A 22,057-nucleotide genomic window follows, 5' to 3' on the forward strand; every position below is an offset into this window, starting at 1 on the left:
ACCGTCAAGTAGCTGAACATTTAGGTTTTTTCTTACTGTCTACTACTAAAAATTTTGAGTAACTAAACTATTAAAAGGGTCACTGGCGGAAAGTGACCCTTAAGAATGGGAGGTGTATAGGATTAGTTTGTATAATCCTATACATTTTGATTATGAAAGGTGGAATTTGCTATTAGCAATAACCTATAAAGCTAGTACCGACAATAATCAATAGAATGAATAGAACAACGATTAGCGCAAATCTTGAACTTGAACCGTAATCACTACCGCTATATTCAGACATAGTAATTTCCCTCCTTTCAATATTCTATAATATGAATCGTTGATAAATGTATTTGCGGTATTTATCTCTTAAAACATAAAAATAAATATCCAGAGAATAATAATAAGATGATTTAATTCTTCACCTGTGAAAATATATATTTCTTTAGCACCCCTTAAACAAATTTTAAGTAGAAGTAGGTGTAGGGGAATGGCTTCATCCACTGCAATGAAACGGCTATATCGGTGGTAATCAATAAACGATTAGTGAAAGCCCCCAGTAAAAAAACGTGCCAAACATGAGTAATAGATTAGAAAAAAGATTTTTTTCACTTTATATAAACACAAGGTAGATTCCTTTTCTTAATATTTTGTATAATAACACTATTCGGTTTTATTTCGAAAGGGGAAACTATGATGCAAGGTTCTTGGAGGGCATTAGTATGGATTGGATTGTCAGAATTATGTGCTTTAAGCTTATGGTATAGTGCATCGGTAATCGCGCCCGAACTAATTACTATTTGGGAACTTGGCTCTAATTCAGAAGCTTGGCTTTCTGCTTCTGTTCCTATTGGATTTGTCATAGGTGCATTATTTAGTTCCTATTTTGGGGTAGCTGACCGATTTAATCCTCGAAAGGTTTTTGCCATTTCAGCCTTTCTAGGTGCACTTTTAAATACCTTGCTAATACTAGTCGATTCTGGCTTTTTCGGTATTCTCCTTAGGATTTTAACTGGCATAACCCTCGCAGGTGTTTACCCAATAGCAGTAAAAATGTTATCACAATGGTTTCCCGAAAAACGTGGGTTCGCTATCGGCATCTTAATCGCGGCATTAACTTTAGGATCATCATTGCCGCATTTTGTTGTGATGTTCTTTTCTTCATTAAGCTGGAAACTCGTGATCATTTGTAGTTCGGTATTGGCTCTTTTATCGGCTATTATAGTTACTTTCATGTTAGAAGACGCTCCCGTAACATCCCAAAAAACACCATTCTCGTTCAAGTTAATAAAAAAAGTAATGTTGAATAAACCAGTAATGCTTGCGAACTACGGTTATTTTGGCCATATGTGGGAATTGTACGCGATGTGGACATGGCTCCCTGCTTTTTTGACAGCTAGTTTTATTATCAATTCATCTGAAACGCCTCATTGGTTTATTGCATTATCCTCATTTATGTCAATAGGAATTGCAGGAGGGGTTGGGTGTGTAGTTGGTGGACTCATCTCAGATAAAATCGGAAGAGCCAATTTAACGATTATTTCTATGGTGATTAGTGCTATATGCTCTATAGTAATAGGTTTTACTTATGGACAATCGATTTGGTTAACGCTCATCATTTCTATAATTTGGGGAATGTCTGTCATATCCGATTCCGCCCAATTTTCTGCAGCAGTCTCAGAAATAGCCGAAGTTGAATATGTAGGTACTGCCCTTACTTTTCAAATGTGTATTGGTTTCCTAGTTACTATATTTTCAATTAATCTCATCCCTATAATTCAAAGAATCATTGGTTGGGAATGGGTCTTTACTATATTGGCGATTGGACCGATTTTGGGCATACTATCGATGGTCAAATATAGACGATACGAATTCAATGGGAAACACGAGAATTAATGGATAAGAAATTGTTATTTTCATCAACAGGAAACTGTGATTGAATCTACATATTATACACTGGTACCAAGAAGAATAGTTTTTAAGTCAGTACAAATTAGTACTGGCTTTTTTAATGGAGGGAGGGCATATGAAATGGTATTGCCTCAAAGTAAAAGAACGAAAAAAGGCATCTCATCCATGGATGAAACACCTTTTCATAAAGTTATTGAGCTGCTCGTTGGATAAAGGCGTCTAATTGTACTAGTGTGACATTGTCATTTACTCCGAAAGTATTGTCACCTTTACCAACAGTAATTTTATTAGAAGCAAGAATAGATACATAATTGTAAGCCCAATGCGAACTTGGAACATCAACGAATTGTACTGCTGTTCCTTGTTGTTTTAAACGGAATGCTTCCACTAAAACTTTTGATAATTGACCACGTGTCATCGGAGAACCTGGATTGAATTTTCCGTTTTGATCACCCGTAAAAACGCCGATTTTTCTAAGTGCTTCTGCAGCACCCGCATATTTAGACGATGGTGTTATATCTGGAAAACTTGAATTAGTGTTACTAGTATCTAACTTTAACTGCTTAGCTAGTTTAAGAGCTACCTCTCCACGTGATGCATAAACGCTAAAGTCGATTTCTGCATCTTTTACTTCTCCTTCAGAGAAGTTTGCTACGCGTTTTGCCCCTACGTAACGAGATCCCCAGTAATAAGGATCATTAAGTTTGTCGATTTTTACTCCAGAACTTGTAGTAGCTGAAATAAAATTGCTGTCACCTATGTATATGCCAACATGGGAAACGCCGCTTCCCGAAGTATTAAAGAATACAAGATCTCCAGACTTTAACTGAGCTTTCGCAATCGAAGTACCTTGCTGATATTGAGAACTCGATGTACGTTGTAGTGAAATACCTAACTTAGAATAAACGATTTGTGTATATGCTGAGCAATCTACACCTGTCTTAATATCCGTTCCTCCATATTGATAAGGTACACCTATATATGATTTTGCTGTATTCGTTAAATCTTCTACTGTTGCTGCTTTCGCATCATGAACACCCATGCCTGTGAAAAACATAAACGATGCAAAAATGGGAAGTAACCATTTTTTCTTCATGTAAACTTACTCCTTTCAAAAAGCTTTCAGTTTTTAATAAAGTAAGAATAGCATGAAACAGCCATGAGTTATTTTTCAATCATATTACTGATTACCGTTAAACAGCAAAATTGAAACCTTATTTTTAAATGTGTAAAACTTCTGCAATAATCATGGGCAATTTTACTAAAAATATTTTAAATAAATGGTTATTGAGGGTTTAAAGGGTTAATTTAGCGGTTCCATCCAACATAAAAACGTTAAGTGATTCATTGCTTTTCCACATATAATCCAATCTAGTGCTTTATGGCACTGTTGTCCTTTTTAGTTTATCGCCTCGTTTAATAGCTAGATTTTTATACTTATATACGAAGACTTTCTTTACGAGCTAGTTTACAAAGGGGGAAAAAGCAACTTTCATCCCCATTGTATTTTCATAAAGACAATTGGACATTCTCCATAAATTTTTCATATTTTTTATTTATACTAAATAATTGATGTGTTTAATTAAATAAGGAAGGATTGGTGAATGGCTTTGGCAGGAGAATTGAATTTGTTTCTTTCCTTTGCAGCAGGGTTATTATCGTTTATTTCCCCTTGTTCATTACCACTTTACCCAGCATTTCTGTCGTATGTTACGGGGATGTCCTTTAATGAACTAAAGGATGACAAAGGCGTATTTCATCGGAAAGCTTTGATACATACACTTTTATTTTTATTTGGTTTCTCTATAATTTTTTTGGCATTAGGACTCTCTACATCTTTTATAGGCACTCTTTTTATTATGCATAAAGATTTGCTGAGACAAATTGGCGCTATTATTATCGTAATATTTGGTTTGATCATTTTAGGTGTTTTGAAGTTCGATTTTTTACTTTCAGATAAGAGAATACAGTTTTCGAAAAGACCTAAAGGATATTTTGGTTCTATTCTTATCGGTGTGGGCTTTGCTGCTGGATGGACTCCGTGTACTGGTCCAATTCTTGCCGGAGTGATTGCATTAGGCATATCCGATCCTAGTAGAGGAATGTTATATATGCTATTTTATGTACTTGGTTTCTCTATTCCATTTTTAGTTATGTCTCTATTTATTGGGAATATGAAAATGTTTCAAAAACGAAGTTCTCTCTTTATGAAAATAGGTGGTGTGTTAATGGTTATTATGGGAATCATGTTATATTTTGATATGATGACTAAAGTGATCGCATTTTTAACACCGTTTTTAGGAGGATTTACAGGATTTTAGACGATATATAACGCGAGATAAGGAGGAGCATGCAATAAGGTGAATAAAATCTCTACTAAATTAGCAGCTAGTTTTTTTGTTGTCGTGCTAATTATGGAATTATTTCTTATGTTTTACCTACATCGAAATATTATTAAGTCGAAAGTTGAAGAAGAACTAGTCAGTTTATTAGCAAATGGAGAAAATCATAGAGATGTATTACTCGAGAATTATTCAGATATGACTATAAAGCATATCGTGTTAATGGAAAAGAATAAAGATCGAGAAGTCATGATCACAGATAAAAATGGGCGTATTATTGGTCGTTCCACTTTAAATAACACAATAATAGAAGAATACATGCCTTTAGTAAAAAATCTAAGTAAAAAAAAGGATCAAATACTAGTAGCAGACTGGCGAAACTCCCCATATATAGTCAGCGCGCACCCTTATAAAATAAATAACAACCAATCTGGTTATGTGGTCATGTTTCAAAGTACAAGTGCTATCAAAGAAATGGTTCATAATTTGAATAAACACTTTTTCATATCTGGTATTACTAGCATTGTTGTTCTTCTTGCTATATACGCATTATTATCGAAAGTTCTAACGAGACCATTAATCCGTATGAAAGCAGCTACTGAAAAATTAAGTCATGGTGACTTTAATGTAAGTCTAGCTGATATAGGAAAAGACGAACTTGGTGAGTTAGCAAAATCGATTCAGAAGTTAGCCGATGATTTAGAAAGGTTACAAAAAGAAAGAAATGAATTTCTAGCATCAATAGCGCACGAATTAAGCACACCCTTAACCTATTTAATTGGGTATTCAAAAGTAGCGATGAGAGAAAATTTGAACGAAAATGATCGAAATCACTATCTTGAAATTATTACAGAAGAGTCAAATCGAATGAAAGAACTTGTGAAAAACTTATTAGAATTAGCAAAAATGGATCAAAACACGTTTAGTGTGTTAAAGGAATATTTTTCTGCACATCTATTTTTAGATCATATATGTAAACGAGTTGCTCCTTCTTTTGACATGGATAACATAAAGTTAATTCTTGTTTGCGAAGAGGATTTTGACATATACGCAGATTCCATACGACTGGAGCAAATCATGCTAAATTTATTAGATAATGCTATGAAGTATTCAGATAAAAACACGAGAGTAATAATAGAAGCAATGAAACAAGAAGAAAGAACAGTAATAAACGTAATTGATGAAGGGATCGGTATTCCTTCAGACGAACTGGAATTGATTTTCGAAAAATTATACAGAGTGGAAAAATCACGTTCGCGAACTTTTGGGGGTTCAGGAATAGGACTTGCTGTAGTTAAAGAACTAGTCGAGGCCCATGGAGGTACAATTAAAGTGAAAAGCAATTTAGGCAAAGGCAGTACATTTACAATCACAATATAGAAGGGGATAGGAATATAAATGAAAACAATTTTATTAGTTGATGATGAACTAAGAATGTTGGATTTAGTAGAATTATTTCTATTGCCATATGGTTTTAATTGCATAAAGGAAACAAGTGGCATTAACGCAATTGAGCTCGCAAAGAAAGAAGGCATAGCTCTTATCATCTTAGATGTTATGATGCCCGAAATGAATGGATGGGAAGTTTGTGAAGCGATCCGCGAATTCTCAAATGTTCCAATTATTATGCTAACGGCACGATCCGATAAAGTAGATTTAGCAAAGGGTCTAAATACAGGAGCGGATGATTATATTTCGAAGCCTTTTGACGAACGAGAGTTGGTTGCAAGAGTAAATGCGATACTACGTCGAACTTATCGTGATGAGAATAAAATTATTCGTTACAAAGATTTCACATTGGATAAAGAAACATACTCCTTACACTATCAAGATTTAACTGTTCAGCTGACATTAAAAGAATTTAATATTATAAAAACTTTAATTTCTCGACCATCTAAAACGTATACTAGAGAAGAATTATTACGTTCTGCATGGGAATATGATGCTGATATCGATACACGAACAATAGACTCTCATATTCGAAATTTAAGAGAAAAATTAGTGAATGCTGGTTCTCCAAGTGATAATTTTATTAATACCGTTTGGGGAATCGGATATAAATGGGGGTAAAGAAGCGCAATGTATCTATAAAATAATGTTATTTAGATGTCCATTAGTCAATTTTGACATGGATATCTTTTTTTATTGTCCGAAGGGCTATCATGATGTTTTTTAAGTATGATCTTGTAACTCCATAATTTCTTCATATTTATTTGCTACAGTTAGTTTGTATTGAAATGCAAGGAGGAAACATCATGAAACCTAAATTTTTGATTACTTCTCTATTAGTGAGTAGTGTGATCATTGGAGGATGTAGTGCTAGTAGTTCAAAATCAGATGAAACGATGGACCATTCTAAGATGACAAAAGAAGAAATGTCGAATATGGAGGGGATGGATCATTCCAATATGTCGGGAAAAGATATGGAAGCAATGAATGGACACGAAAGCCACACGAATCCATTAGCATTAAATCATTCGACTGGAGAAAATGAACTAGCTCTTCCACCTTTACTAGAAGCTAAAGATGGCATTTTTACCATTACTGCACAAGAAGGAACAAGTGAAATTTTCAAAGGCATTAACACCGAAACATATGGCTATAATGGCTCGTATTTAGGTCCTGTCATTAAAGTGAATGAAGGCCAAAAAGTAACGTTTAAAACAAACAATCAACTATCAGAGCCAACGACATTTCATTGGCATGGTGTAGATATACCAGGAGAAGCAGACGGAGGTCCACACCATCTATTACAACCTGGAGATACGAAAAATGTGAAGTTTACAGTAAAACAAGGAGCATCCACATTATGGTTTCATCCTCATCCTGTAGGAGCGACTGCAGAACAAGTATATAAAGGGTTAGCAGGATTAATATACGTGGAAGATGAACATTCTAAAAAGCTAGACTTACCGAGTGAATATGGGGTGAATGATTTCCCTTTAGTATTTCAAGATAGAAAATTTGACGATAATAAACAATTAAACTTTAAAGCTGCAATGAATGAGGATGGTACTATAGGTGATACTTTGTTAATAAATGGCACAGTTAATCCTAAGCTAACAGTTGGCAAAGAAAAGGTCCGTTTACGTTTATTAAACGGTTCAAATGCTCGTAACTATACATTTAAATTAAATACTGGAGATTCATTTCAACAAATAGCTACTGATGGTGGTTTTGTAAATAAACCAATTTCGATGAATGAACTATCATTAACGCCAGGCGAACGTGCAGAAATTATTGTTGATTTTTCAACATACAATGAGTCAACGGATATAGCTTTAATGAATGAAGAAGACACTAAATTACTGTTATTTAATATCGTCGATAAAAAATCAGCAAACTCTAGTAATTCTCCAAAAAACTTAAATAATTATGTAGTAACCGATGAAGAAAGAAAATTGCCTGTTTCTAAAAAGCTGGAACTTTTCGGAATGGGGAAGATGGTCACTATTAATAATAAACAATTTGATATGAATCGAATCGACTTTACGCAAAAACAAGGAGAGACTGAGATATGGGAAATTTATAACAAACCAGATATGATGGGTGGCATGACACATCCATTCCATATACATGGTACTCAATTTAAAATTCTCTCCATCGATGGGAAAGAACCACCGACAAACGAATATGGTTGGAAAGATACTGTCGCAATAGATGCTGGAGAAACAGTAAGATTAGCTGTGAAATTTAATAACAAAGGCATTTACATGTTCCACTGTCATATTCTTGAGCATGAAGAAAATGGTATGATGGGGCAAGTTAAAGTGGAATAGTACTAAATAATTAATGGAACGAAATGTCTTACGGTTTGAAGCCCTTTACAAAATGATGATTTGTAGAGGGCTTTTTCTATTGAAAATTAATAAAAATGCTAACATAAGACCAATTTACTATATTTTAACAAAATGGTTTTGTGGTATAATATCCCTAAGAAAGGAGTGGTAATTTTGGGAAATCGAAATCATTTTAACGTAATAAAATTTCTAGTCAGCTTATCTGTTATATTATGCATGATAAGTTATCCGGTTATTACCTTTGCTGAAACACTTGATACTCAGCCTAGTGAAAAAAGCAATTCGAATGACATTGACACGGGTATAGCAAACTTGAACTACAATAACAACGAGGTTTTAGCAGCGAAAGGAGAGAAGATTGATAGTTTCGTTCCAAGAGAAGGTATTAACTCAAATGATAAATTTATAGTGGTGGAACGAAATAAAAAATCACTTACAACCTCACCAGTGGATATTTCAATTATCGATTCTATGGCGAATCGAACTTATCCAGGTGCATTACAACTTGCAAATCAAGCTTTTGTAGACAATCAACCTAGTTTATTAGTGGCGAAAAGAAAACCGCTAAATATTAGCATAGATTTACCTGGCATGAAAAGAGAAAATACTACGACCGTGGATAATCCTACATATGGTAATGTTTCTGGTGCAGTAGATGAGCTAGTATCTACTTGGAGTGAAAAATATTCAACAACCCATACTTTACCCGCTAGACTACAATATTCAGAGTCTATGGTTTATAGCAAATCACAAATAGCAAGTACGCTAAATGTGAACGCCAAAGTTCTTGATAATTCACTAGGAATTGACTTTAATGCCATCGCTAATGGAGAGAAAAAAGTGATGGTTGCGGCATATAAACAAATATTTTATACCGTAAGTGCAGAACTACCTAACAATCCATCAGACCTTTTTGATGACAGTGTGTCTTTTGAAGAGTTAACACGTAAAGGGGTAAGTAATGACGCTCCTCCCGTTATGGTGTCAAATGTAGCTTATGGCAGAACAATTTATGTAAAATTAGAAACAAGCTCTAAGAGCAAAGATGTACAAGCTGCATTTAAAGCCTTACTAAATAATGTGAATACGAATGTAGAAACTAGTGGACAGTATAAAGATATTTTTGAAGAAAGTTCTTTTACTGCTGTAGTATTAGGTGGAGATTCACAACAGCATAATCAAGTTGTCTCAAAAGACTTTAATGATATTAGAAAAATAATTAAAGAGAATGCAGAATTTAGTCTTAAAAATCCAGCATACCCAATATCCTATACAAGTGTTTTCTTAAAGGACAATTCAATTGCTGCTGTCCATAATAATACAGATTATGTCGAGACGACATCTACAGAATACTCTAAAGGCAGCATCATCCTTGATCATTATGGAGCATATGTCGCTCAATTTGAAGTTGCATGGGATGAATTTTCATATGATGAAAATGGTAAAGAAGTGCTATCTCATAAAACTTGGAATGGAAACTGGAAAGACAAAACAGCTCATTTCTCTACTGTAATACCACTTCCACCTAATTCGAAAAATATAAGAATTTATGCGAGAGAATGTACAGGTCTCGCATGGGATTGGTGGAGAACAATTATTGATGAATACAATGTTCCATTATCTAAAGAAATAAAAGTTTCAATTGGAGGAACTACATTACACCCAACAGGTACTATTAATTAGGTACCTATCATGATTCAATCTAAACTAGGACTTGAAGCGGGTGAATTGTCAAACTAAGTATTAAAAATACGATCATCCATCCTGGATAAACAAACGGCTGAGACTCTTGTTATACAAGAACTCAGCCGTTTCTATGTTCACAATTAGAAAGAACACCCACAAAGAATGTAGCAAGTGTTGTAGAAAGAAATTTTACCTTTATTACATAATACGGAAAATGTTTTGTAACGTAGTTTAAACGAGCTCGTCGAATGGTAAGGAGGGATGTGCATGAAAACATATTTTTTATATGTAGTAGCTCTTTTAGGACTTACTTTTATAATGGGATGTTCAAATGGATTGTCGGGAGAAAAGCCTCCTAAATCCTTTATAGAGATTGAAAATAAAAAATTTGAAACTACACTCGGTACTTATTGTTGGCAAAATGGATGTGTTGATACTGCTGGACCAATTGAACTTTTAGAAGGCCAAAAGCCCATAAAAGTTCAATCAGGTGAAACTATAACGCTTGTAATGGACTATGAAATAAAACCGAATGAATTTCATGTTGCACAAATAAGTGGTAACAAGGAAACTGATGTCGTGGTCAAAGACAATCGTTTTACTGCACCTACACAACGTGGCGTATATTATTATTCTTATGGCGTTTGGTGGATGGATGAAAAGCAGGCGAATGTATCTAATGGCGACGCTTTCTATGCCTTTGTTTTAGAAGTAGAATAGCTATAAAGCGCGGTATGGATCAACTACAGGTGAAAAAGTTGTGAATATGAATGGGGGAAGCGATGATCTCGAAGCGGTGTTATGGTTAATACCTAAAGAACTATTAAGCCACCCCCATTTAAAGGAAAGCATTAAACTTGGCATGCGTTGATTCAAATTCATTTGTCATCACTGCTTTAAATTAATCATAGAAGTAAAGTAGTTATACATAAATGGAGGGCTTTGTAATGAAAAAAAGGATATATATTGTAAGACATTGTGAAGCACAGGGGCAACCACCAGAGTCACAACTTACGGAAAAAGGATTGATACAAGCAAACTATTTATCTGAATTTTTCTCAAATAGAGAAATTGATCGAATTATTTCAAGTCCTTTTTTACGTGCAATTCAGTCAGTAGCACCGATTCGTGAGGAAACAAACATAGACATAGAGATTGATGAACGTTTATCAGAACGTACACTAAGTACTACGGATTTACCTGATTGGTTTGAAAAACTTAAAGCAACATTCAATGATTTGGAGCTGAAATTTCAAGGTGGAGAGTCAAGTAAAGAAGCTATGAGCCGAATAGTAACAGTTGTAGATGAAATTTTTAAAAGTGAAGCTGAAAACACAATAATCGTTACTCATGGAAATATAATGTCTCTTCTGCTAATGCATTATGATAACAGCTTTGATTTTGATTGCTGGAACAGCCTTAGTAATCCTGATGTGTTTGTATTATATTACACAAACAATGAAGTAAATATGGAACGTTTATGGCAAGAAGAACTAATAGAAAAATAGTAAATTTAGGAATGTCTCCACTCACCAAAGTTTAAAACAAAAAAGCAGATTTATTCTACCCGTTTTGTAGAGTAAATCTGCCTTTTAGTTTTAGCCGCAATGACCTTTGGGAAAGACTGTTTTCTCAAATCTTCAACTAAGCACCCGGGCTATACGTTTATATAGCTAGCAAAAGTGAAAATAGTGTAATTCTTAATTTTGTCATACTCTATTTTGTACTAACGATGATTTCTTGGGTATTTCGAAAAGTGGAACAGAAAATAAAAGCGGTTCGAAAGCTATAGTTACTATGATAGAAGAATAGGAGCCGATGCAAAAGGTGAACGACTTTATAAGGTTCATCTAGCTGGGGTAAAATGTCTATTTTCGTGAAGATTAATCTTGGTCTAAGGCAACTTATTTTTACGCTCGAATTTTATTTAGTAATGGTGAAAAAGATTGCTGTAGACCCACTCGATATTCGTCTGATATCATAGTTGAGTATTAATTGGAGGAAGAAGAGTAAAGAGTATTTGAAAATAATTCTTCCCACATTTTTTATGGATAAAACTCTTACTCGGAGGAGATATAAATGGTTAGTGAGAGAGAACAAATTAGCAAAAAGGTTGCATGGATTGCACTTATATCCAACGTAATTCTTATGGTAGGTAAAATCTTCTTTGGTCTTTTTGGGGGAAGTGAGGCCGTTTTTGCAGATGGTATTCACTCTGGAGCAGATGTAGTTGCTTCGATTGCTGTGCTAGCGGTGGTTGGTATTTCTAATAAACCACCTGATAAGGATCATCCCTTTGGGCATGGTAAGGCGGAGGTTATTAGTGAAGCAATCGTTGGAATTATTTTAATATTAGTTTCACTATATATTTTAGTAGAAGCAATTTTAGCATTTTTTGATAAACCTAGCGTACCACAATACAGTGCATTGATTGCAGCTATTATTTCTTACATAGCGAAAGAAATACTATATAGATACTCTATAAAACAGGGGAAAAAGTGGAATAGTAAGGCGATTATAGCGATTGCGTTAGATCATAAAGGTGATATTGTTGCTTCACTTGCTGCATCTATTGGTGTCCTCTTAGCGATAATAGGAAATGCCATTGGATGGACATTTTTGTTATACGCTGACGCTATTGCCAGTGCTTTAGTAGCTTATTTTATTTTTAGAATCGCAATGGAATTAGTTAAACCTTCTGTTGACGTTTTAATGGAAAAAAGTGTAGATCAGGAACTTTTAGACGATTATGAAGCTACTATTCATGAATTTAATCAAGTGCAACGAATAGACAAAATTCGTGCAAGAGAACACGGTCACTATAAGCTTCTCGATATTCGTCTATCCCTTAATCATGATTTAACAATTAAACAAGGTCATGATATTGCTCGTGACATTAAAAATGCGATATTAAAAAAATACCCCGATGTCGGGGAAGTCCTTATCCATGTAAATCCATACTATATGGAACCTAATCAAGAGTAGTGCTACCGAGTTGCACAGCTTGAACTGGTGGCCCTACTATCTATGCAGCTATTGCTTGTTTTATAGCTTAAATAAATGTTGCGTCCATATGATAAAAACAAGAAGCCTTCGAATAAAAGGCTTCTTGTTTTTCTTTGCTTATCCTGATGGTAATACAATTGTAGAGCGCTTAGAGGGATTCAGGGTAGAGAGTACTACTTCACATATTTATATATCTACCGCTAAACTGTTAATACCTTATCGAAAACTATTCATATAATAGAACATGATTGTAGGAAGGTAAAAAAACGATTTATTGAGCGCAGTTAGGGAGTCTTTTAGCAATGCTCATTACGTATGGATTGTTGCTATATTAGAAATAAGATAATTTCTAGATATCCAAATAGCCTTGATCAAGTTTTTTAGAAGTAATTTATTTTTGTTCTTGATAATTAATGGCCTCTTTAAATTCTTCGGTAGTGTAGATATTATAAAACATATTTCTACTATTTACGTTTGCTATTGTCCCTGTAAATGTATTGTCTATCCATAAATAGTATTCATCATCGTTTAGTTTGATCTTATATTGCGGGACTACATTGTTATCTACTTCACCAAACTCTCTAGCCTTTTTAAACGTTTTCTCTATAATTTTAATATCCTTTGCATCGGATATTAACTGTAATGTGTCGGATTTTTCTTCTTCGAAATTAATTAATTCTTGAATTTCTATCGTTTTTGATTTTTCTTCATTACTGTTACAAGCCACTAACCACATAGTACAAATAAATAAAAACAAAATTGTTTTTAACTTCACCTTACCTTCACCTCTTATATACTATTTCTTCGCCATAATCGTTGAATTAATATATTCCCTTATAAGCACTTCTTCACATTGTAAGAAAACACCTGCTTTATCCGACAATTTAAAATTCTACTTATCTAAAATCAGGGAGCAACAACCTATAGTAAAAGAGCTATTAAATAGTTCTTCTAGATTTTATTTAGTTTCTTCATCAAATACTTCATTCAAAATAATCTTATCAACATTTTTTGCTTTCATTTTTGATGTAATTGATGGAAAGTAGCAGTTAACTTAATTGCTTATTGATGTATCTGTATGTATATACGTATGCATTATTGTATTGTTTAAAGGCTGCCAAGATACTTTGAAAAAGCAAGTATCCGTGAGAAACAGTGTTTGAAAGAAGTGGTTATGGTGTTATGTAGTTAGAGACTACTTTTTGTAAATATCAAAAAAGAGTATAAAAGCGAATTTTTTCATATTAAAATTCCAAAAACATTCGTGTTATTGCTATAAAAGTGCGATTTGTCCATCGGCTGTATACTTTTCAGATGAAATAAAACACGAATATTAAATTTGAAAATTATTTAACGTAATTAAAAAATGCCATAAGTGATGTAACGTGAAGCGGGTGGGTGGAAGGTCTGTCTTTTTTATCACATTTTTAAAAATATCATGCAAATCGTGCGGATCTAATGATTTGAAACTAGTTCTGATGGATCTGAACTTGAACTGATCTTAAAGTTGCTTGATCAGTTACTAGAAGCGGGATAATGTGTGGGTGAAGAGACAATATCCAAATAAGTTCAGAACGGCTCAGACGTAGGGATGCAGCTGTACCTATATGCTGACCCAATTGAGAATGGATGTCTTTTGGGGGCATTCAAAATCGTCTGTCCATTCAGCAGTATAGTAGGATAAGATCAGACGCTCCTAAAAAGTGAGTACCTGGTCTTTTTGTGTTTAATTTATCTAGCTTGCTTTTTTTCAAAATTGCTACGAACCTTAATGAAGGGTTAATGATAACCCGACCAAAAAAACATCTTCGTAGATTAAAGCGCACAGATGTAATTGCGTTGGAAATAATCAATCTTTAGTTTTATTAAGGCGTAAAATCAAATTGGAATTTAAGGGGTAAACCGTTTTGAAATTAAGCCAACGATAAAAGTATAAATCGCCCTAAAACGGACAATTTAATAGTTATTGGAGGAACGTACATTGGCAAAAGAAAAGCTAAAGAAAGAATTAGAAGTACCTGAAGAAAAAGAGCAAAAGAAAGAACAAAATGAAAATAAAGAAAAGCAGTAAAAAATGAATGCTATCATAAGCTTCAGATCGTGGTAAATAACAAAAAAGCCATAACGCGGTCGTTATAGCTTACGTATTGTTTACACTATATATTATTTTGTTCTAATTTCAGTTTATTTAGCTATGAAGGATAGCAGAGTGCATTAACAACTTGGGGCGATGCATGCAACAGATTGCTATCCCAAAACAAGTGTATGTACTTGTATTTAAAAACATTACAACCGTGGAAATGTAAGAAATGAAATTCGAGCTTTTTCTTAAAATTAGGCTGTTTTCGTATAGATTGTTGCTTATACGAATTTGATAAATGTCGAATATAATGCGGGTTCAAGGAAGCGTTTGATATTGTAGAGATATGTTTATGAAGTGGCTATGGAAATAAAGAATGCAGACCAAAAAACTTTATTTAAGACACTAGAACAAGGTCTCTATCTAAAAGATGTGATTAAAACGTCGAAGTGCAGATATAAAAGAATTAACGGCTGAATTATCATACCAATACCGATCATCATCAACGTCTTATTATTCTCTCTTAAATCACCCGATTCTTTTTTCATCGCTTTGTAATATTTTGTCGTCATAAACACGCCGCACATCAATAAAAAGGCGACAACAATAAACGAAACGTTGTACGCTCCTAAGTCTTTACTCGTTTGGAAAACCGCTACTGCATTAAAATATATAAAGGCTGCAAGTAAATAAGGGGCTCTTTCTTTCCTATGTAATTTTCTACTTTTCTTATTCGCCACTTTATACCGATGCATCAGATCTTCTTGCGACACATACTGCGTAACAAAGGCTTCCGCTTGTTTTGCATATTTTTTTTGAACCTTGACCGTATAAAAAAGCTCGTATACTTCAGACGACGGCTTTAAAAAGGTTTCGATATCTACTTCCAATGGGACATTACTTTTCTCTAAGTATTCGAGAATTGTCTGGACAGTATCTTCAAATGGAATGTTACTTGTCTCTAAGTGTTCGATCATTGCCTGGACGGTCTCTTCTGGCGGAACGTTCCCTTTTTCTCTGTGTTCAATAATTGCCTGGGCAGTATCTACTGAATGTCCAATCAATATTTTCTTTTTAAACATACTAAGCACCTCTTACGAAATAAGTTAAATAACGCTTAATTATACTATTTCATTCGACCTTTCTTGCAATCCAAAATATAACATACTCTTTTAAATATAGGCCCCTCGTTCGATTAACAACAATCATTAAGAAATCAGCCTAAAATTAAAAAGGCCACTTCCTAAAAAGAAAGTGACCAATACTAATTAAACACTCGCCATCTGGTTTTTCAATTTAAAAAAATCCTTATGAACAATGTTATACAAATTATAACCAATAGAATTAAAGTTATAATAATTGTGAGAAGTCCTCTAACGATAGCAGTTAAATTTTTTACATTCTTCAATCCATAATTGGCAAGAAAAAAAGTAATTATTGTTGCTACTAATAAAAATATTAGGGGATCTACGTGAAAGTAAGATTCAAAAAATAGTGTGAATTGAGTAGAGTTAATTGTGATAAAGAAAACTATTAGCCAGCATAATGACAGTAGGAATGACAATAAATTTAGATGTATAACTGTGGATTCCTCCTTTTAATATAAAGTGAATTGAAGAAGGAGAAGCGTATAATAATTATTGCGTCCATAAGGAACTGCTTTATCTTAACACTACTATTTATATGATTTAATAACTAAGGTTGGTTAGTTCATGGCCTTAAGAAATGAAAAAAGAGTGACAGTACTATAGCTCTTTATTCCAGTTATAAAGGCAAAGAAAAAAAGCAGAATAGAATAATCTATTCTGCCTCTGGTTTTTCGCTTTTTTCCATTTCCTCTTTCTTACTTCTAAGTAGCAATGCAATGAATAAAAAACTTGCTACCCAAAAGGAAAAGAAAAAATTCTCTAGTAAAGGCAAATTATTATTTTCGAAATAATCCCAAACCGATGTCAATAAAAACAGTGTTACAAAAAAAGCGATGTATAAACATTTTCCGAATTTAGTCATTTAAAGCACCTCGATATGTAATATAAATAAATTTTTACGTTTATAGGGGCAGTGGATGGATTGACCCACAAATGGGGAGGTCGTGACGGTCAACTAGCGCCACAACCTAAGTGCGTGCGAATACACTCAATACTAATGTGTACATATTTATGTTTTCTATACATAAAGAAGCCGCAACGTCGTCACACCCACAATGGAATGCTAAATACTCGATTTAATACAGTTATTACAAATCAAACCATTGACATTAAAAAAATTTTTTACTATTATTTAAAAATAGACCGGTCATTATAGAAAAAGGGAGGAGAACAATGAAAAAAAGTTCGACACGTGATCATTTGCTTGAAGTAGCTACAAGACTTTTTCATTTGCAAGGTTATCAGGCTACAGGTTTAAATCAAATTTTGAAAGAATCAGGGACACCAAAAGGTTCTCTTTATCATTATTTTCCTGATGGGAAAAATCAACTCGTTAAGGAAGTTGTTGAGTCGTCATCTCAACGTTTACTTGCTAACATTCAAATACACTTAAATTCTGATCCAAATCCAACAATCGCGGTGCAAAATTATTTGAATCATTTGAGTGAAAACTTTAAAAACCTAGACACCCCCGATATGTTAAATATGCCACCATTTGCATTGATTTCAATGGAGTCAGCTTTTGAGAACGAAGAAATTCGGGTAGTTTGTCAAGAAAATTACAGCAAGGTGCAACAGCACTATTATAATAAGTTTGTTGAATCAGGTATGGCTACAGATAAAGCAAAGATACTTGCAGTATCACTTAACGCAGCTATCATAGGTGTTTTAGTATTATCCATTACAGAGAAATCGAATGAACCTATTAAAATGCTTCAAAAAACAGTTCCAAGTTTCTTTTTATAAGAGCTTAGGACTTATTTTTTGAACTTAAAATATATAGACTGGTCTAATATTAGGATCGTTAATACGATTTATAATAAAATTATATAGACCGCCTTAAAAGGAGTAATTATGAATACAGAACAGCAACGAAACCCAAAACCAATGATTGCATTATTAATGATTGCAGCATTTGTTGGCCTTTTTGGAGAAACAGCCATGAATATGGCTATGACTGATGTGATGAGAGACTTCGGCATCAGTGCGCCGAGTGCACAATGGTTAACAACAGGTTATTTATTAGTATTGGGGATTTTAGTACCCATTTCTGCCCTTATTATTCAATGGATCTCAACACGTTGGATTATTATTATAGCAATTTCATTCTCCATTGTTGGTTCAATTATTGGGGCATTAGCACCAACATTTTCAATTTTATTACTATCACGTGTAATTCAAGCAGTTGGTACAGGATTAATTTTACCACTTATGATTAACGTTATTTTCATGGTTGTACCATTCGCAAAGCGCAGTGCAACAATGGGGATTATGGGAATGGTCATTACACTTGCTCCAGCAACTGGGCCAACAATCGCTGGCATTATATTTTCTGGATAAGCATTGCCCTATATATCGTTATTTTCTTTACCTTTATGCCAAAAGTGTACAATGTCACAACACTAACAAAACCGAAAATCGATTTTTTATCTATCGTTCTTTCAACAATTGCATTTGGTAGTATTATCTATGGATTAAGTACTATTTCAGAAGATTCTACACTGGCAACAATCATTATAGTTGTAGGTATTGTAGCTCTTTTACTTTTCATATGGCGTCAACTTACAAGTAAGCATCCGATGATTGATTTACAAGTTTTCAAATATCGCAATTTCACTATTGGGTCAGTTTTAATATTTATTGTATTCTCATTACTTTTAGCAATTGCGATTCTTATGCCTTTGTATTTAAAAGGATCTTTATTACTTTCAGCGACGAATGCTGGGTTAGCGATGTTACTTGGAAACATATTGAACGCCGTCTTTGCTCCAATTGTTGGTAAAACTTTTGATCGTGTTGGTCCAAAATTTTACTTGCGATTTGGGTTCTTATGCTTAGTTATTTCAACAAGTATATTATTCTTTGTCATTAGCGCCACAACACCACTTTGGTTAGTTATAGTTTCATGTATGATTTTCTACGTAGGTGTATCAACAACTATTATTCCAGCGCAAACAAACGCACTTAATGATTTACCAAAAAAATTGTATTCACACGGTTCCGCTGTCATAAACACACTTCAGCAAATTGCAGGTGCAGCAGGTACCGCATTAGCAATTACACTTATGACAAGAAGACAGCACAGCTATACAGTAGAGCATTCTACTGCAACCCCTGAAACACTAGTTGCAGTAGGCACTCAATTTGCATTTGGGGCTATAGTGATTGTGGCCGTAATCGGTCTACTATTAGCATTTTTTGTGAGACGCCCAGAAAATAACTGAACACATATAAAATAATAGAATCAAACGCTAGGATCATTGGTAAATCATTGATCCTGGCGTTTTTAGTTACCCTTAAATTTGAAAAACAGCGTTATGGTATTCTGATATACATACGAATAAATGACAACAAGAAGATCGCGGGTTATTGTAGGCGGTCATTCAGCTATCAATACTTTTTTATTATCTCTGGTTGAATTACAAAAAGAGAATCCTTCAGCGAAACTTTCTTGGATTATGCGTAAAAATTTTGTTGAAGAAGTATATGGTGGGGAAGAGAAAGATGCCTTGAAAGTATGCGGGGCGCTAGGTATACGTATTCATGAATTAGTAGATGCAGGTAAGATTGAAGTAGTGACACCATTTTATATGGCAACAGGTTTTGAACAAGTTTTATAGATATAAATTTTTCACCTAAATATTACATTGACAACGATAATCTTTACTGATATTCTTTTTGAGAATGATTATCATTGTCGATTAAAGAGGGTAAGTATTTCGAAAAGTAGTTGTGGCATGTACATAAAAAAACCTGGAAAAATGGCTATACCCTTATCGGAAAAGAGGGAAGATCTTTGAACTCGTCAAGTTGAAAATGTGAAAGAGTTTAAAAACCAAAGGAATAAAAATTAATAGTAAGCAAGAATTATACAGAGGAGGGCAAACCTTCCCAAATAAACGGTAGAGGACAATTAAGCATATGAAATTATTATCAACACGATTTGGAGAGCAAGCCTTTCAATCACTAGTTACTTTAATGCGACTGCTTTTTGGGATTGGCTGGCTTTTTGCGGGTATAACGAAAATTACAGAGAAAAATTGGTTTAGTGAACCAGGAATATTTATTAAAAATTACTTAATGATGGCACTAGACAAACCGAATGTGCCAGAATTTTATAAGTATTTCATCGAACACTTCGCATTAAAGCATATTATGTTTTTTAATTACACGATTCCAATCGTTCAAATTATTATCGGGATTGTTCTGATAGTAGGATTAATGATCATTCCCTCTGTTCTTATTTGTCTTTTTATGCATATAAATTTTATTCTTTCTGGGAATATGAATTTAATTAGTTTAACTCTTTATACTAGTGCATTTTGTATATTGCTATTTTTAAACAAAAGTTATGTTTTAAGCTTAGATCGTTACCTTGGGATTGAACATCGATTTAAAAACATAAAACAAAAGGTTAGAAAAAACATTACGTATACACCATCAAAGGCTTCTTAGAGTAAACTGCTAAAGTGTTTTTAGTAATGTCCTACCTATATTTGCTGAAGCCAAAGGTGGGAGTATGGAATGAAGCACATTCTCCAACTTTACACTTAGTAGCAGAAGAACATAATTAGTAACTGCATAATTTTAATGCCCAGGTTTCAATTATTATTGAGCCTGGGCATTTGTGTTGATTATAACTTCTCTAAAATTTTTATTAGGGCTGTTAAAACAATTGTAGTGATAGCTGCAATTATTAAAATTCCAATGGTAGATAACTCAACAGAAGTAAGGTGGAGAGTTTTCATCCAATAATATCCTACAACTATAGAGATAAATGACGTCAAAACAGTGATAATAAAACCTAGAAAGCCTAATTCTTCTATTTTTTGTTCAGTTAAACCTACAAGGCTTAATACTTTAGTGAAAATACCAGCAATTATAAATAGCGCAATTGATAATATAAATAATGAACTTATTCTTGAGTGAGTAATTTCATTAGGCATGAAATTAACTAGGACCATCATTATAAATGCAGGTAGAAAGATTGGTAATATTAAACCAGCAATAATAGCTAATGAAGATAAATATTTATTTTTATTAGGGTTGCTCATAAATCCTCCGAAAAAATAATATAAAAATGCTGATTCATTATATCAAATCGCAGTAATCAACTGGACTTTATTATTTTTTCTGATAAGAATCACATTTTGCATGTATAGTGGGTTGAAGGAAATCATGCAACGTTGCATTTTTTGTTCTAGGCATTTCACAACCTGTAGTTAGTCAGCATCGCGAAAATTAAAGGATGCAGGTATTATTACTGAACGTGTTATAGTTTAGCGAAGGTTCAAATGCAGTTGATAAAGGGCATTTTAGTTCAGATTGAGTCTTTAAGTGGATGTAATTGTGGCACCGATTGGGCTAATTATGATGATGTATCCACCGTTGGCAAAAGTAAAATATGAGGAAATGTGGCGTGTGTTTAAAGATTAGAAAGTTCTTTTTCTTTTCATTTATAGTTAGTTGTATTATAAGAGCCATGTACATGTATAGCGTAGCATGGCTCTTTTGGTTTTTACAATAAATAACTGTTCCATTAAAAAACAAAAGTTGGATAATTTAATGGTTGTGTCCTTCATAGTCTTTTTTTATTGAGATGAGACAAGCAGGAACTTAACTGGTTTATCTCGGTAATTGTACCAATAATGTGTTTTTCGAGCATCAAACATTTTAGATTCGTTTTCTTTTAAAACATATTCTTGTTCCTCAATAATAACGGTTAATTCACCTTCTACAATATAAAGAAATTCATGACCGTCATGTGAAAGAGCATTTCCCTCATTTTCTCCAGCTTTTAACGTAACAAGGATCGGGAAATAGGAAGCACCTATACTACCATCTGATAAGTCCGAATAATGGAATTGGGAACGTATTTCGTTTAATTCTTCATTGTTAGTAGTAAAGAAAACACTTGGATTTACTCCTAAAGCATCTGAAATTTTCTTCAAAGAGTCTAATGTTACATTGGATTTTCCTCTTTCAACCTGAGATAAGAAGCTAATAGAAACTCCTGTTTGAGAGGCAAGCATTTTTAAAGTAAATTGTTTTTCTTTACGTATTCTTTTTAATGTCTCCCCTAGAAAATCTGATGTCATTTTA

General features: G+C 33.6%; 19 protein-coding genes and 1 pseudogene. 13 read left to right on the forward strand and 7 right to left on the reverse strand.

The window, feature by feature from the left end; translation table 11 throughout:
* Positions 1-172: 172 nt before the first annotated feature.
* Complete coding sequence (locus AC3WSK_RS06515) at positions 173-283, reverse strand: YjcZ family sporulation protein (protein ID WP_492413188.1); 111 nt, start codon at positions 281-283, stop codon at positions 173-175.
* 392 nt (positions 284-675) lie between these two features.
* On the opposite strand from AC3WSK_RS06515, the gene AC3WSK_RS06520 reads away from it, so the two are divergent.
* Positions 676-1,878, forward strand: a complete 1,203-nt coding sequence (locus AC3WSK_RS06520; RefSeq protein WP_492413190.1) for an MFS transporter — start codon at positions 676-678, stop codon at positions 1,876-1,878.
* Positions 1,879-2,083: 205 nt separating this feature from the next.
* Here AC3WSK_RS06520 and AC3WSK_RS06525 read toward each other — a convergent pair whose 3' ends face one another.
* Positions 2,084-2,989, reverse strand: coding sequence for a C40 family peptidase (locus AC3WSK_RS06525; protein WP_492413192.1), 906 nt, complete (start codon positions 2,987-2,989; stop codon positions 2,084-2,086).
* Between the two features lie 508 nt (positions 2,990-3,497).
* On the opposite strand from AC3WSK_RS06525, the gene AC3WSK_RS06530 reads away from it, so the two are divergent.
* The 8 genes from AC3WSK_RS06530 to AC3WSK_RS06565 all read left to right on the forward strand — a co-directional run bounded on the left by AC3WSK_RS06530 (position 3,498) and on the right by AC3WSK_RS06565 (position 12,706).
* Positions 3,498-4,214 (forward strand): cytochrome c biogenesis CcdA family protein, encoded by a 717-nt coding sequence (locus AC3WSK_RS06530; RefSeq protein WP_492413194.1) that lies wholly within the window; start codon positions 3,498-3,500, stop codon positions 4,212-4,214.
* 39 nt (positions 4,215-4,253) lie between these two features.
* Complete coding sequence (locus AC3WSK_RS06535) at positions 4,254-5,615, forward strand: ATP-binding protein (RefSeq protein ID WP_427483693.1); 1,362 nt, start codon at positions 4,254-4,256, stop codon at positions 5,613-5,615.
* An 18-nt stretch (positions 5,616-5,633) separates the two neighbouring features.
* Entirely contained in the window at positions 5,634-6,305 is a 672-nt protein-coding gene (locus AC3WSK_RS06540; protein WP_492413197.1) for a response regulator transcription factor, read from the forward strand.
* Positions 6,306-6,490: 185 nt separating this feature from the next.
* On the forward strand, positions 6,491-8,014 hold the full coding sequence (locus AC3WSK_RS06545) for a multicopper oxidase family protein (RefSeq protein ID WP_492413199.1): 1,524 nt from the start codon (positions 6,491-6,493) through the stop codon (positions 8,012-8,014).
* Positions 8,015-8,251: 237 nt separating this feature from the next.
* Entirely contained in the window at positions 8,252-9,718 is a 1,467-nt protein-coding gene (locus tag AC3WSK_RS06550; RefSeq protein ID WP_492413374.1) for a thiol-activated cytolysin family protein, read from the forward strand.
* A gap of 270 nt (positions 9,719-9,988) precedes the next feature.
* A complete protein-coding gene (locus AC3WSK_RS06555; RefSeq protein WP_492413201.1) occupies positions 9,989-10,441 on the forward strand; it encodes a hypothetical protein in 453 nt (150 codons plus the stop codon).
* 227 nt (positions 10,442-10,668) lie between these two features.
* A complete protein-coding gene (locus AC3WSK_RS06560) occupies positions 10,669-11,229 on the forward strand; it encodes a histidine phosphatase family protein (RefSeq protein ID WP_492413203.1) in 561 nt (186 codons plus the stop codon).
* A gap of 571 nt (positions 11,230-11,800) precedes the next feature.
* Positions 11,801-12,706: a cation diffusion facilitator family transporter gene (locus tag AC3WSK_RS06565; protein ID WP_079562573.1), complete on the forward strand. Its 906-nt coding sequence runs from the start codon at positions 11,801-11,803 to the stop codon at positions 12,704-12,706.
* Positions 12,707-13,118: 412 nt separating this feature from the next.
* Here AC3WSK_RS06565 and AC3WSK_RS06570 read toward each other — a convergent pair whose 3' ends face one another.
* From AC3WSK_RS06570 to AC3WSK_RS06580, 3 genes are all read right to left on the reverse strand, one after another.
* Positions 13,119-13,502, reverse strand: coding sequence for a hypothetical protein (locus AC3WSK_RS06570; RefSeq protein WP_492413205.1), 384 nt, complete (start codon positions 13,500-13,502; stop codon positions 13,119-13,121).
* Between the two features lie 1,724 nt (positions 13,503-15,226).
* Complete coding sequence (locus AC3WSK_RS06575; protein WP_492413207.1) at positions 15,227-15,889, reverse strand: hypothetical protein; 663 nt, start codon at positions 15,887-15,889, stop codon at positions 15,227-15,229.
* A 718-nt stretch (positions 15,890-16,607) separates the two neighbouring features.
* The gene (locus AC3WSK_RS06580) at positions 16,608-16,817 is read right to left on the reverse strand and encodes an RNA polymerase subunit sigma (RefSeq protein ID WP_079562581.1); all 210 of its coding nucleotides are present in this window, start codon (positions 16,815-16,817) and stop codon (positions 16,608-16,610) included.
* A gap of 311 nt (positions 16,818-17,128) precedes the next feature.
* Between AC3WSK_RS06580 and AC3WSK_RS06585 the strand changes: the two genes are divergently transcribed.
* The 4 genes and pseudogenes from AC3WSK_RS06585 to AC3WSK_RS06600 all read left to right on the forward strand — a co-directional run bounded on the left by AC3WSK_RS06585 (position 17,129) and on the right by AC3WSK_RS06600 (position 20,410).
* Entirely contained in the window at positions 17,129-17,701 is a 573-nt protein-coding gene (locus tag AC3WSK_RS06585) for a TetR/AcrR family transcriptional regulator (protein WP_079562582.1), read from the forward strand.
* A gap of 207 nt (positions 17,702-17,908) precedes the next feature.
* Positions 17,909-19,179 (forward strand): annotated as a pseudogene (locus tag AC3WSK_RS06590) (DHA2 family efflux MFS transporter permease subunit).
* Between the two features lie 120 nt (positions 19,180-19,299).
* On the forward strand, positions 19,300-19,575 hold the full coding sequence (locus tag AC3WSK_RS06595; RefSeq protein ID WP_492413210.1) for a hypothetical protein: 276 nt from the start codon (positions 19,300-19,302) through the stop codon (positions 19,573-19,575).
* A gap of 301 nt (positions 19,576-19,876) precedes the next feature.
* Positions 19,877-20,410 (forward strand): hypothetical protein, encoded by a 534-nt coding sequence (locus AC3WSK_RS06600; protein WP_427483681.1) that lies wholly within the window; start codon positions 19,877-19,879, stop codon positions 20,408-20,410.
* 179 nt (positions 20,411-20,589) lie between these two features.
* Here the strand turns inward: AC3WSK_RS06600 and AC3WSK_RS06605 are convergent, their stop codons facing one another.
* Positions 20,590-21,009: a hypothetical protein gene (locus AC3WSK_RS06605; protein ID WP_079562585.1), complete on the reverse strand. Its 420-nt coding sequence runs from the start codon at positions 21,007-21,009 to the stop codon at positions 20,590-20,592.
* Positions 21,010-21,546: 537 nt separating this feature from the next.
* Positions 21,547-22,053, reverse strand: a complete 507-nt coding sequence (locus AC3WSK_RS06610) for a helix-turn-helix domain-containing protein (protein ID WP_079562586.1) — start codon at positions 22,051-22,053, stop codon at positions 21,547-21,549.
* Between the last annotated feature and the right edge of the window lie 4 nt (positions 22,054-22,057).

The organism is Lysinibacillus sp. EB271-A1-10B, assembly GCF_058791335.1.